Origin of the sequence: Blautia sp. HCP3S3_C4, from assembly GCF_052064095.1 — a bacterium.
Classification (GTDB): Bacteria; Bacillota; Clostridia; order Lachnospirales; family Lachnospiraceae; genus Blautia_A.
In genome coordinates this window covers 39,135-51,212 of the sequence record NZ_JBQHWF010000020.1, presented here as the reverse complement: position 1 = coordinate 51,212, position 12,078 = coordinate 39,135, and the positions used below count along the sequence as shown (strand labels likewise).

The 12,078-nt window shown below is 40.3% G+C and carries 12 protein-coding genes, 8 tRNA genes, 1 rRNA gene and 1 pseudogene; 20 read left to right on the top strand and 2 right to left on the bottom strand.

From position 1 onward, the window contains the following. The 12 genes from ACTNC6_RS15010 to ACTNC6_RS14955 all read left to right on the top strand — a co-directional run. Positions 1-167, top strand: a 23S ribosomal RNA gene (locus tag ACTNC6_RS15010); the annotation flags it as partial. A 69-nt stretch (positions 168-236) separates the two neighbouring features. Continuing rightward, positions 237-310: transfer RNA gene (locus tag ACTNC6_RS15005), tRNA-Asp, on the top strand. A gap of 39 nt (positions 311-349) precedes the next feature. Next, positions 350-422, top strand: a tRNA-Val gene (locus tag ACTNC6_RS15000). Between the two features lie 7 nt (positions 423-429). After that, positions 430-511, top strand: a tRNA-Tyr gene (locus ACTNC6_RS14995). Positions 512-528: 17 nt separating this feature from the next. After that, positions 529-601, top strand: a tRNA-Thr gene (locus ACTNC6_RS14990). A 17-nt stretch (positions 602-618) separates the two neighbouring features. Next, positions 619-692, top strand: a tRNA-Met gene (locus tag ACTNC6_RS14985). Between the two features lie 4 nt (positions 693-696). Continuing rightward, positions 697-769, top strand: a tRNA-Phe gene (locus ACTNC6_RS14980). Positions 770-798: 29 nt separating this feature from the next. Next, positions 799-871: transfer RNA gene (locus tag ACTNC6_RS14975), tRNA-Lys, on the top strand. Between the two features lie 291 nt (positions 872-1,162). Beyond that, on the top strand, positions 1,163-1,993 hold the full coding sequence (locus tag ACTNC6_RS14970) for a SpoIID/LytB domain-containing protein (protein ID WP_441044474.1): 831 nt from the start codon (positions 1,163-1,165) through the stop codon (positions 1,991-1,993). A gap of 86 nt (positions 1,994-2,079) precedes the next feature. After that, a complete protein-coding gene (locus ACTNC6_RS14965; protein ID WP_441036711.1) occupies positions 2,080-2,913 on the top strand; it encodes a peptidoglycan DD-metalloendopeptidase family protein in 834 nt (277 codons plus the stop codon). 435 nt (positions 2,914-3,348) lie between these two features. After that, positions 3,349-3,591, top strand: a complete 243-nt coding sequence (locus ACTNC6_RS14960) for a GIY-YIG nuclease family protein (RefSeq protein ID WP_441036710.1) — start codon at positions 3,349-3,351, stop codon at positions 3,589-3,591. Between the two features lie 14 nt (positions 3,592-3,605). Further along, complete coding sequence (locus tag ACTNC6_RS14955; protein ID WP_441036709.1) at positions 3,606-4,589, top strand: transglutaminase domain-containing protein; 984 nt, start codon at positions 3,606-3,608, stop codon at positions 4,587-4,589. A 54-nt stretch (positions 4,590-4,643) separates the two neighbouring features. Here ACTNC6_RS14955 and trhA read toward each other — a convergent pair whose 3' ends face one another. Further along, positions 4,644-5,306 carry a PAQR family membrane homeostasis protein TrhA gene (gene trhA / locus ACTNC6_RS14950; protein ID WP_019160306.1) on the bottom strand — a complete coding sequence of 221 codons (663 nt, stop codon included), beginning with the start codon at positions 5,304-5,306 and terminating at the stop codon, positions 4,644-4,646. Positions 5,307-5,564: 258 nt separating this feature from the next. Here trhA and ACTNC6_RS14945 point away from each other — a divergent pair, with 258 nt between their 5' ends. The 6 genes and pseudogenes from ACTNC6_RS14945 to ACTNC6_RS14920 all read left to right on the top strand — a co-directional run bounded on the left by ACTNC6_RS14945 (position 5,565) and on the right by ACTNC6_RS14920 (position 8,990). Continuing rightward, a complete protein-coding gene (locus ACTNC6_RS14945; RefSeq protein ID WP_433844718.1) occupies positions 5,565-6,353 on the top strand; it encodes a ParA family protein in 789 nt (262 codons plus the stop codon). Further along, positions 6,344-6,529 (top strand): hypothetical protein, encoded by a 186-nt coding sequence (locus ACTNC6_RS14940; RefSeq protein WP_019160308.1) that lies wholly within the window; start codon positions 6,344-6,346, stop codon positions 6,527-6,529. Before ACTNC6_RS14945 ends, ACTNC6_RS14940 begins: the two co-directional genes overlap by 10 nt. Further along, positions 6,504-6,671: pseudogene (locus ACTNC6_RS14935) on the top strand (LacI family DNA-binding transcriptional regulator); the annotation flags it as partial. The gene ACTNC6_RS14940 and the pseudogene ACTNC6_RS14935, both read left to right, overlap by 26 nt. Before the next feature lie 43 nt (positions 6,672-6,714). Beyond that, positions 6,715-6,918, top strand: coding sequence for a Beta-galactosidase C-terminal domain (locus tag ACTNC6_RS14930; RefSeq protein WP_441044473.1), 204 nt, complete (start codon positions 6,715-6,717; stop codon positions 6,916-6,918). A gap of 166 nt (positions 6,919-7,084) precedes the next feature. Further along, entirely contained in the window at positions 7,085-7,633 is a 549-nt protein-coding gene (gene spoVT, locus ACTNC6_RS14925; RefSeq protein WP_055060116.1) for a stage V sporulation protein T, read from the top strand. Between the two features lie 154 nt (positions 7,634-7,787). Continuing rightward, on the top strand, positions 7,788-8,990 hold the full coding sequence (locus ACTNC6_RS14920) for a metallophosphoesterase (protein WP_441044472.1): 1,203 nt from the start codon (positions 7,788-7,790) through the stop codon (positions 8,988-8,990). A gap of 92 nt (positions 8,991-9,082) precedes the next feature. Here the strand turns inward: ACTNC6_RS14920 and ACTNC6_RS14915 are convergent, their stop codons facing one another. Continuing rightward, complete coding sequence (locus ACTNC6_RS14915) at positions 9,083-10,546, bottom strand: nicotinate phosphoribosyltransferase (protein WP_441036705.1); 1,464 nt, start codon at positions 10,544-10,546, stop codon at positions 9,083-9,085. Between the two features lie 322 nt (positions 10,547-10,868). On the opposite strand from ACTNC6_RS14915, the gene ACTNC6_RS14910 reads away from it, so the two are divergent. Then, a tRNA-Gln gene (locus tag ACTNC6_RS14910) sits at positions 10,869-10,940 on the top strand. 128 nt (positions 10,941-11,068) lie between these two features. Next, complete coding sequence (gene proC / locus ACTNC6_RS14905; protein WP_173743338.1) at positions 11,069-11,863, top strand: pyrroline-5-carboxylate reductase; 795 nt, start codon at positions 11,069-11,071, stop codon at positions 11,861-11,863. The last annotated feature ends 215 nt before the right edge of the window (positions 11,864-12,078 follow it).

The following is a 12,078-nucleotide window of genomic DNA, read 5'->3' as shown; positions in this document are numbered from 1 at the left end:
GGAAGGGATAAACGCTGAAGGCATCTAAGCGTGAAGCCCCCCTTAAGATGAGATATCCCATTCGAAAGAAGTAAACCCCCTTGAAGACGACCAGGTAGATAGGGCAGAGGTGGAAGTGTGGCAACACATGGAGCTGACTGTTACTAATCGGGTGAGGGCTTGACCAAAACGCAGGAAGTTAATTCTCAAGGAAATGTCAACATGTATGTAGTTTTGAAGGTGCAAAACCTTTAAATGGCCCAGTGGCTCAGTTGGTTAGAGCGTCGCCCTGTCACGGCGAAGGTCGAGAGTTCGAGTCTCTTCTGGGTCGTTAGCAATTTGCTGATGAAGTTAATTGCATAAGGAATATGGAATCTTAGCTCAGCTGGGAGAGCATCTGCCTTACAAGCAGAGGGTCATAGGTTCGAGCCCTATAGGTTCCATATATTTGGATGGATTCCCGAGTGGCCAAAGGGGGCAGACTGTAAATCTGTTAGCAACGCTTTCGAAGGTTCGAATCCTTCTCCATCCACTTAGGTATTAACCTAAGCCGATGTGGCTCAATTGGCAGAGCAGCTGATTTGTAATCAGCAGGTTATCGGTTCGAGTCCGATCATCGGCTTTTAATTAAATTATTAACGCGGGGTGGAGCAGTCTGGAAGCTCGTCGGGCTCATAACCCGAAGGTCATAGGTTCAAATCCTGTCCCCGCTACTTTGCCCAGATAGCTCAGTTGGTAGAGCAGAGGACTGAAAATCCTCGTGTCGCTGGTTCGATTCCGGCTCTGGGCATTTTGCTTGGAGAATTAGGCAATAAATATGGAGCATTAGCTCAGTCGGTAGAGCACTTGACTTTTAATCAAGTTGTCCGGGGTTCGAATCCCCGATGCTTCACTTTTAACTTCTGTGAATTTTCGCAGAAGTTTTTTTATGTTATAGGAACATTACGGAGTAATTTCCTATAACATAAAAAAGCCCTCCGGGCAGGATCGCACTGCAACGGAGAGGAACTATGTCGCTGAAGCGACCCGCCGCAGGCGGAGAATCCTGCAAGCAGGATTCTTTCTTGTTGTATAAATATTTTAATCTATTTAAGGGTATGAATTTGAGAAGATACATATACTTAAAAGAAGAAATGCTGTTTTAATATAGAATAACAGCAATCGATCGAAAAGGATCCTGTCTATGAAGAATCATTTCATTTCCTGTACACTAGGAATTCTAAGTTTCTTTTTTATTCCCTATTTTTTTATTATCCCATTAAATGGAATAGATACGTTAACGATAAATCAGAAGTTTAATGTGGAAAGAATCTTGCCTGTAGTAACGGCAACCCAGATTGACAAAAATATGAAGCTGGAAACAATAAAAGCCCAGACAATTATTGCAAGATCTGATTATTACCGGCGCTTAGAAGAAAAGGAGAGTCTTTTAGATATATTGAAGGGACTGCGACGGGATTTGGAGAAAAAAAGCTTTTCAGAATGGATTCTAGACGAAAAATATGAAAGAGCAGCGGAAGAAACCAGGGGAGAGGTTCTTGTGCGGAATTATAAATTGGAGCTTTTGCCATATCATCAGCTCAGTGCGGGTAGAACAAGGAACGGAAAAGAAGTTCTACATAGTGACAAATATAAATATCTGAAATCAGTAAAATGTGACGGTGACAAAGAGGCAGATGATTATCTGAGCAGTTTTTATATAAGTCAGGTGGATCTTCCGAAAAACCTTATTGTGAAGAAAAGGGATAGTGTCGGATATGTGACGGAGATCCGGGCTGATGATATGGTACTGGAGGGAGAAACATTCAGCAGAGAACTGGGGCTGGCTTCTTCCAATTTTAGTATAAAAAGAAGCAAAAATAATATCTGTTTTCTTTGTAAAGGGAAAGGACATGGTTTGGGATTTTCTCAATACGGTGGAGATCAGCTGGCAAAAAATAAAAAAACGGCAGAGGAAATTTTAACAACATATTTTGCAGATATGCAGATTGTAAATGTCAGAGAGATAAAATGAATTTGAATTCAATGCAAAATATTGAATAACAGGAGAAATTCTGGACACCCTATAGATATGAAGATGAAAACAGAGGTGAAAGGAATATGATGAATAACAGAATTACCCGTATGATTGCAAATACTGTTGGCCTTGCTGCTGTGGCAGCTTTAGGAATTACAGTGTACCAGCTTGGAACTACTCCTGTGAAAGAGAAAGAACCGAAAAATCAGCCCCTGATTCAGGAGGACGGTACTGAGAACACAAATGAAGAGGTAAATATTGAAGAGGATAATCAGGAAGCTGCAGGAATGGCGGAAAGTGAGTTTCCCGAAGAAGAAACAAATGCTCAGATCAATGCTGTAAAAGAAGAAACAGGTAATGAGACAGGAGCAGAAAAAAGTGTTGTGAATGCAAATATGGAAGATGAAATGAGTGAAGATGATACAACACAGACAATGAGTGATATGTCAGAGGAAACTACAGATGTTTCTGCTTCAGCAGTCAATCTTCCGGAAATAAATTTTTCAGAGGATACAGTAATGGAATGGCCGGTAAATGGAAATGTTCTGCTGGATTACAGCATGGATCAGACCACTTATTATCCTACATTGGATCAGTACAGACTGAGTCCGGCTATTTCAGTAGGGGCAGTAGAAGGAGCCCCTGTAGTTTCGGCAGTAAACGGAACGGTTTATTCTGTTGAGAAAAATGCACAGACAGGAACTACATTGACAATGGAACTGGGAAATGGATATCAGGCGATTTATGGACAGCTGGAAGACTTGACTGTTTCTCAGGGTGATATTGTGAAAAAAGGAACTACGATTGGATATGTGGCAGAACCTACGAAATATTACAGTGCAGAGGGGGCAAATCTGTATTTTGCAATGAAAAAAGACGGAGAGCCTATAGACCCGATCACTTATCTTCGTAAATAAAGTTAAGAAAATAAGAAGATTTATTTTGTAAAGATAGAGCCAGAAAAAACTGGTTCTATTTTTTAGTTAAGCGAATATTCGCAATTGAAGCAGGGGACTTACTTGATTTGGTTAAATAAATTGAGGGGAAGTTATTCACATAATAGTGAAATTATCGTATAATAAAATAGATAAAGCTGTTATGAAAAAACAGAACCGTTACTAGATGGGAAAATAAAATTGCAGTCGGTTTCCCGTCCTGCTTAGAAAATGCAGAGTCAGAAAGATTTTGTATTTGGATGCAGATAAGAAAAGTAAACGATGAATGTTTGTGCTGATTAAGATACAAGTATGATACCGGCTGTTTATCATAAAAAAGAGGATGACCATGATTTGAGGCTGAGATTGTTTTATGACAGATGGTTGTCCTTTACATAGATGAGGTACAGATGAAGCATGAATTATACATATATGGTAAAGTGTGCAGACGGGACTCTTTATACAGGATGGACAAACTGTCTGGAGAAACGTCTGAAGGCTCATAATGGTGGCAGAAACGGTGCCAAATATACAAAAACAAAGCGTCCAGTGTCTCTTGTGTATTATGAGGGTTTTTTTACGAAAGAAGAGGCTATGAAGAGGGAATATCAGATTAAGCAGCTTACCAGAGAAAGAAAACTGGAGCTTACAAATTTTTAAGGAGGACCAAGGAAATGAAAAAGATGACAAAATGGATTGTGGCATGTGCGGTATGTGTTTTGGGAAGTGTACCGACAGCTGGAGCAGATATGAATATCCCACCGGAAATCACTATGACTCCGCAGGAAATCATAACACCTGCTCCGGAACAGAATGAACCTGTAATAACCCCGGAGGTTACACCTACTCCCATTCCGGAAGTGAAAAATGGTTGGATAACTGTAGGGAAGAAAAAACAGTATTATAAAAATAATAAATTTCTTGTAGGAATGAAGAGAGTAGAAGGGAATGTTTATTATTTTGATGCAAAGGGATTTATGAAAACCGGATGGGTTACACATAATAAGCATAAATTTTATTTTAATACAAACGGAAAACGCTGCAGTGGTATTAAAAAGATAAAAGGAAAATATTACTATTTTGCTGAAAATGGTGTCATGAAAACAAAAACTGTGAAATCCGGAAACAATATTTATTATTGTACTGCCAAGGGAGTAATGGAAGCCTGGAAAAAGGGAAATGTATATTATAATTCCAAAGGTAAAAGAATGACTGCCGCGCAGGCTTATGATTATGAAACTCTGCAGAGAGCAAAACAGATAGTTTCTCAGATTACAACACCTCAAATGTCAAAAAACCAGAAATTTGAAACCTGCTATAAATGGGTGATCAGCCATTATTATGGTACCACAAGGAAATATGTGAATCAGACATCATGGCCGGCGCTGTATGCAAATGATTATTTTATTAATAATGGAAAAAGAGGAAATTGCTTCTCAGATGCATGCTCTTTTGCATATCTGGCAAAGGCATTAGGATACAAGAATGTATATGCCTGTGTAGATACATCACAGACAAATGGAAGTGGCCACTGTTGGGCAGAAGTCGATGGTCTGGTATATGATCCGTTATTTTCAGAAGCAAAAGGGTATTATAAATATTTTGGAGCTTCCTACCGGTCTTATGGATTATATCCAATGCGAAAAGTAGCAATATAAATAAAAAAGCAGTTATTCAGCTATATATTTATAATTGAATAACTGCTTTACTTTTTATACGGGAAGTGGTGCAACAAAGAAATACATAACTACAAAGTGGCAGGCGCTTCCAAGCATGATAAAGACATGAAAGATTTCATGTGAGCCAAAATTTTTGTGTCTGGCATCAAAGAGAGGAACTTTTAAAGCATAGATCACGCCGCCGATGGTGTAAATGATTCCGCCGGCCAGAAGCCAGTCAAAGCCAGCTCGTGGGAGAGCATGGAAAATAGGTACGAATGCCAGGACACACAGCCAGCCCATGGCGATGTACAGCACAGAAGAAAACCATTTGGGGCAGGTGATCCAACAGCATTTCAAAATCATTCCCAATATGGCAATTGTCCATACCAGTGCACACAGAATATATCCAATGCGATTATGAAGAACTATGAGACATACCGGAGTATAGCTGCCTGCAATCATAATGAAAATCATCATATGATCTATTTTGCGGAGACGCCGGTTTACTTTTTTAGTAGAATCTATGGAGTGATAGATGGTACTGGCTGCATAAAGCAGGATCATAGTCAGTATAAAAATGCTCAATGCAACAATGTGAATCACATCATAGGAACGAGCAGCTTTGATAATAAGGGGAATTGCCCCGGTTACAGCCAATAAAAGAGCAATTCCATGAGTGATGGCACTTCCGGGATCTTTAAGTTTAAATTTCATAATTATCGCCTCCAATTTCAAAACTATTTAACATAGTAATTAAAACTACATATCAAGTATATGAATACTATAACACAATTATTCTAAAATGCAAGACTTTTATTTTGAAAATCAAAAGTTTTATGGAACAGGAAAAGAACAGGAAATAGAAAAAATCTGATTAATAGCAGAATAGAGCTAATACTTACGAAAACAGTTGAAAACGAGGAATAAAACTCATATAATGAAGATAGTTGAAGAAAATTGAGGTGTGAAAACATGGGAAAAACCATAACCATATGTTTTACAAATAATAAAGGCGGAAGTGGAAAATCCACAACCTGTTCCAACCTGGGTGCAGCAATTGCGCAGACCGGAAAAAAGGTTCTTTTGGTTGATGGGGATATGCAGCTGAATTTGTCGTTGGCTTTTTTTTCAGAGGACTGGGTATTGGAGCATGCAGCAGGAGAAAAGAATCTGTATTATGGGATTAAAAAGCAGGAAGATCTGACAGATTATGTGGTACATACTCCTTATGAAAATCTGGATTTGATTCCATCCTCTACCTTAATGAGTTCCATAGAATATGAATTGTTTACAAAATGGCAGAGAGAGTTTATTCTGCGGAAATGTCTTCAGAAGATTAAAGAGTCAGGAATGTACGATTATATTCTGATCGATGCGCCGCCTACACTTGGAGGTTGGGTTATGAATATTTTGTGCGCTTCAGACAAAGTGATCATTCCTGTTGAGGCAAGCCCATGGGGGATGTTTGGACTTGCAAATATGTTTGAATTTCTTAACGAAGTCAGACAGATTTCTCCGGATCTGGAAATAGCCGGAATTGCAGTGACGAAGGTGGATACAAGAAAGAATTACTATAAGCAGACTATGGAAACTTTGCATGAACTGGAGGATATCCATGTATTTGAACAGATCATCAGAGTGGACAGTTCTGTAGAATGGTCCCAGGATAACAGTATTCCGGTTGTTGAATATAAAAGATCAAGCAGAAGTGCCAAAGAATATACAAAGTTAGCAGAGGAGGTAATGAAGCTATGCCAGTAGGAAAAGAAAGTATTAAGCGGGCTGCAAATGCAGGGGCAAAGAAAACCGTAAAAAGATCTGTGATTTCCACACAGGATGCAGAAAAACTGGAGGCGGTATTTGTTACAGAGGACAGGAAAGAATCAATAGATGGACCTGTTCATATTAAGGATGAACTTCCGGTATATCTTCTTTAAATTATGGAGACAGAAGAAAATATATACAATTGATGATATTGCCCGGGAACTGGGAGTCAGTAAAACAACGGTATCCAGGGCAATTTCAGGAAAGGGACGAATCGGACAGGCAACCAGGGACAGGGTTCTTGCGTTTGTAGAAAACGGTGGTACATTGATCACAAGTTACTGGTCCGGAATTGCAGATGATTCCGGACGCACTGGAGATTACAGTGAGAGAGAATGAAAATGAGAAATATTATATTTATCAGAATTTCGGAACAGAGGCTGTAAATATTCCTGTACCGGAAGGACGATCAGCTGGGTTTATGGTAATGGCAGTGACAAACTTGAGGTTTATGGTCTTGCAGTTGCCAGGGTTATCGTATAAAATAAATAGCAATGGATGAGGAAATCCCTTCACTTTAAGCAGAGATTGAGACTGCTTGGTGAAGGGATTCTTTTTTACTCGGATTTGGCCGAAAGCTAAAAAATTAAGCATAATTCCTCCATATATTCATATACTATCCATACACTGAAAAATATGGAAACCTATGAAAGTACAGGAGGAAAAAAATGAAGGCGACAGGAATCGTAAGAAGAATAGATGATCTGGGGCGTGTGGTCATTCCTAAGGAGATCAGAAAAACGCTGCGGATAAAAGAGGGGACACCATTGGAGATTTTTACTGACCGGGAGGGGGAGATTATTTTGAAAAAGTATTCCCCTATCGGAGAACTGAATGTTTTTGCAAAGGAATATGCAGAAGCGCTGGCACAGTCAAGCGGGATGGTGGCGTGTATTACGGATCACGATCAGGTAGTGGCTGCTGCAGGTCAGGGAAGCAGGGAATATGTGGGAAAACCTATCAGCAAAGCTCTGGAGGATGCAATTACGGAGAGAAGCTCTGTGTTTGCCAACGGAAATGACAGAAGCAGGATACCTGTGACTCAGGAACAGAGAGAACCTTTGTATTCCCAGATCATGCAGCCTATTATCAGTGCAGGAGATACAGTAGGATCTGTGCTTTTACTGGGAAAGAATGAAAGGGATGTGATGGGTGAATCAGAGAAGATGCTCATCAGAACAGCAAGCGGATTTCTGGGAAGACAGATGGAACAGTAAAATTCATAGAATCTTCAGCAGCTTATAGTAGCGGCTGAGGATTCTTTTTTGTATAATAAGAAGCAGTTATGATTTTCTGGAATTGTTATAGAAATAAAATTATTATAATAATGAAATTGTTACGGCAATGAGCGTTGGAAAGGAGACATATTATATGGTTGCAATATATCTGGCACCGTTTTATCTGTTGGTGTGTGTATATATCCTGCTTCGCAGCCTGCACTGGTTTCAGGTATTACATACGGTTTTTCAAAATGTGTGGGTGTGCAGAGGGATTGGACTTGTATATTTATTTGTAGTGTTTAGTATACTGATTGCATTTATGGCACCTGCGTCTGGATTTAGGAGGTTTATGAAGCTTCTGAGTAATTACTGGCTTGGTGTCTTAATGTATACACTTATGACTTTGGGAATCGCGGATGGACTGAGACTGTTACTGAAATACCCTCTTAGAAATCTTGGTTTTCCTGGAAGAGAGCTGCTTTTCAGCAATATGGGAACTGCTGTTGTGGGTGCTGTCTGTGCGGTGATTATTTCAACAGTCAGTATTTACGGAGTGATCAGTGCAGGAAATATACATACAACGAAATACAATATTTCTGTTGATAAAAAGGCAGGAAGTATAAAGGAGTTAAATGTGGTTCTGGTTGCAGATCTTCATCTGGGATACAATATTGGCTGTAAGCAGATGGAGCAGATGACAGAGAAGATCAATGAGCAGAAACCGGATCTGGTAGTGGTGGCAGGAGATATTTTTGACAATGAATATGAGGCACTGGATGATCCGGAAAAACTGGCAGAGATATTGAGAGGGATTCGGTCGAAGTATGGTGTGTATGCATGTTACGGAAATCACGATATCCAGGAAAAGATCCTGGCAGGATTTACCTTTGGCAGTAAGGAAAAGAAAGAGAGTATTCCGGAGATGGATGAGTTTCTGGAGAAAGCGGGGATTACGCTTCTGAGAGATGAGTATGTGCTCATCGATGATTCCTTTTATCTGTATGGCAGACCGGATTATGAGCGTCCCGGACGGGGGATTGATAAACGAAAGACTCCACAGGAAATCACAGAGGGTATGGATCTGTCACTGCCTGTACTGGTTATCGATCATGAGCCGAGAGAGCTGCAGGAACTGGTGGAGGCGGGCGTGGATGTGGATCTTTGCGGGCATACTCATGACGGACAGGTATTTCCGGGAAATATTGTGATCCGGTTTTTCTGGGAAAATCCTTGTGGTTATCTGAAGAAAGGAAATATGCATAATATTGTTACATCTGGTGTAGGGCTTTTTGGACCCAATATGAGAGTTGGGACTAAAAGTGAAATCTGCGATGTCAGCATAGGTTTTTACTGAATCAAGTAAGTCCCCGGCTTCAACTGCAAAAATCAATAAGCAGTTGAAAACGGGGACTTGTCTTTTTTATTATGTCTGATTTAATTTTAGGATCAGTTGAGGGATTTCTCACTCATTTCTTCAAGAAGATTCTTTTTCAGATCCCAGAGCTTCTGAGAAAGGTCTACATATACTTTCTGAGGATTTACGAAACGTCTGGATTCATCCCAGAGAGTATTCTGTTCTTTCTGACAGTAATCGCGAAGCTCCATTACAGATGGAGAATTATAGACCCGTTTACCCTCTTTGATAACCGGAATGAGAAGCTCACGTACTTCATAGGTTCCGCCGAGAACTTTTGTCTTTTTCCATGTATCGATTGGATCAAAGAGAACCATATTCTGGTCTGCATCAAGCTTTTCATCAGCAAGACAGATAAGATCTGCTTTGATCTTGCCGGTAGATTTACCGTAGAGACGATATACGGTTTTATTTCCAGGGTTGGTTACTTTCTCTGTGTTTTCGGAAAGCTTGATTTTTGGAGTAAATTCAGTGCTGTCTGCGTCCTTTACAGCGGCAAGCTTATATACACCGCCGAAAGCAGGATTGTCATCAGCAGTGATCAGCTTGGTGCCTACACCCCAGGAATTGATCTTGGCATCCTGGGCTTTCAGGCTTTCAATGAGGTATTCATCCAGATCACTGGAAGCAGAGATTACAGCATCGTCAAAACCGGCAGCAGCCAGCATCTTATAAGCTTCTTTGGAAAGATAAGCCAGGTCACCACTGTCAATACGGATGCCGTATTTGGTAAGTGGAATACCTTCTTCGCGCATTTCTTCAAATACACGGATCGCATTCGGTACACCGGATTTCAATACATCATAGGTATCTACCAGAAGGGTGCATGCATTAGGATAAAGCTTTGCATAGGTTTTGAATGCTGTGTATTCGTCCGGGAAACTCATGATCCAGCTATGGGCATGGGTTCCCAGAACCGGTATATCAAACATTTTACCTGTAAGTACGCAGGAGGTTCCGGCGCATCCGGCGATCACTGCGGCACGGGCACCGAAAATACCCGCATCCGGACCCTGGGCACGGCGCAGACCGAATTCCATAATCGGATCACCCTTGGCTGCGTAGCATACACGTGCTGCTTTGGTTGCAATCAGACTCTGGTGATTGATAATGTTTAAAATCGCTGTCTCTACCAGCTGAGCTTCCATGATCGGAGCAACGACTTTTACCAGTGGTTCTCTTGGGAAAACAACAGTTCCTTCCGGAATCGCATAAATGTCACCTGTAAATTGGAAGTTGCTTAAATATTCCAGAAAATCTTCTTCAAAAATATTCAGGCTTCGCAGATAGGTGATGTCTTCTTCTGTAAAATGGAGATTTTCAATATATTCGATCATCTGCTCCAGTCCTGCTGTGATAGCAAAAGCACCGCCGCAAGGATTAGTGCGGTAGAACATATCGAAGATAACAGTCTGGTTAGTTGGATTTTTGAAATAGCCCTGCATCATGGTAAGCTCATAGAGGTCCGTAAGCAGGGTCAGATTATTTGCTCGCATTTTTTTCTCCTTTTTATATAATGCAGCTGTCAGTAGTCTTCTGGCAGGCAAAGCTGCTGAACAGTTATAAATTGGTTCAGATAATATAAAATCTTTCCTATGATTATAGCATATTTTTAACCAATGTAAATCTAAAAAGTGCAATTTGACCAAAGTGGGAATATCCCTTTGACAGGAAGTCTGAAATGTGATTATTTTCTTAAAAATGTGATGAAATAAAGAAAATAAAAAAAATTAAAAAAATTTCAAAAAAGGGCTTGCATTTTTTGTTGACCTATAATATAATATCAATTGTCGCAAGCGAGTGACACAAATTAGATAAAGGGCTATCGCCAAACGGTAAGGCAACGGACTCTGACTCCGTCAGTTCAAGGTTCGAATCCTTGTAGCCCTGCTGAAGAAACCACTTCTGAGGAAGTGGTTTTTTTATGCCCGGATAAAAAGATAGTATTTTACTTTTGGCATGGAAACGGGTATGATAGAAATCAGAACAGTAATATTTTCGCAAAGGAGTGGATTATTATGAAAATTGGTTTTATCGGTTGTGGAAATATGGCAACAGCCATGTTAAAAGGAATTCTGAAAAGTGGAGAAGTAAAGGCAGCAGATATGATCGCTTCTGCAAAATCAGACAAAACCCGTGAAAAAATCGAAAAGGAACTTGGTATCTGCAAGGCAGACACCAATGCTCAGGTAGTGGATTTTGCTGATATTGTTTTTCTGGCTGTGAAACCTCAGTTTCTTGAAGGAGTTCTGGATGAGATTAAGGATAGCGTAAAGGAAAATCAGATTTTTATCTCTATTGCACCTGGTAAAACTTTGCAGTGGCTTGGGGAACATCTGGGAGAAAAAACAAAAGTTATCCGTACTATGCCAAATACACCTGCTATGGTAGGTGAAGGCATGACCGCACTCTGCGTAAACAATCTGGTAACAGAGGAAGAAACACAGATGGCAGTGGAGCTGTGCAATACCTTTGGAAAGACAGAAGTGGTTCCGGAGCATCTTATGGATGTAGTGGTAGGAGTTTCCGGAAGTTCACCGGCATATGTATTTATGTTTCTTGAGGCAATGGCAGATGCAGCAGTTGCAGACGGAATGCCAAGGGCACAGGCTTATAAATTTGCTGCACAGTCTGTACTTGGAAGTGCAAAGCTGATGCTTGAGACAGGCAAACATCCGGGAGAACTGAAAGATATGGTCTGCTCCCCGGCAGGAACCACCATTCAGGCAGTCCGTGTTCTGGAAGAAAAAGGTTTGCGCAGTGCAGTGATTGAAGCACAGACAGCATGTGTAAAAAAAGCTAAGGGTATCTAAGCGGCAGCCTGCAAGCATTTTTGGGTTGACAAAGAGAATTTTGCATGATATATTTTCAATAGTTGTAGTGTGTAACTCGATTTTTGGAGGCATTAACTATACATAACGGAGAGAGTTTATGTATATTAATGCCTTTTTTTGTACAAAAACCGGTTGAAAAGTGTCTTTTATGCAGAAGCTATTTCCGTAAATAGATATGTCTGCTTACGCAGAAA